Below are 245 nucleotides of genomic sequence, written 5' to 3' on the forward strand. Positions count from 1 at the left end.
GTCGATCTCGACAACATCACGTCCATTGATCCTGACGTCGCCGTTCGGCTCGATTAGCAGGAGTTGTCTAGTAGTCGTTTGCGCACCGCTATCGCCCAAGTGACGAAGTCGCCAAAGAATGGTGCTCGAATGAAATGCCTGTCCCAAACGAGGCAGTCCGTCGCCGCCGGGTAAACAGAGACGCGGTGGTTAAAGGCAGGCTTCGAGAGAGTCTGTGGGGCGCGTATGATCTGGAAAATCAACAC

1 protein-coding gene is annotated in these 245 nt (G+C 55.1%); it reads right to left on the reverse strand.

Going from position 1 to position 245, the window contains the following annotated elements; translation table 11 throughout:
- Positions 1-53 precede the first annotated feature (53 nt).
- Positions 54-245: hypothetical protein (locus FNJ47_RS50840; RefSeq protein WP_206685441.1), on the reverse strand; the 192-nt coding region annotated here is incomplete at its 5' end.

The sequence above is a fragment of the Bradyrhizobium uaiense genome (assembly GCF_010811875.1).
Classification (GTDB): domain Bacteria; phylum Pseudomonadota; class Alphaproteobacteria; order Rhizobiales; family Xanthobacteraceae; genus Bradyrhizobium; species Bradyrhizobium uaiense.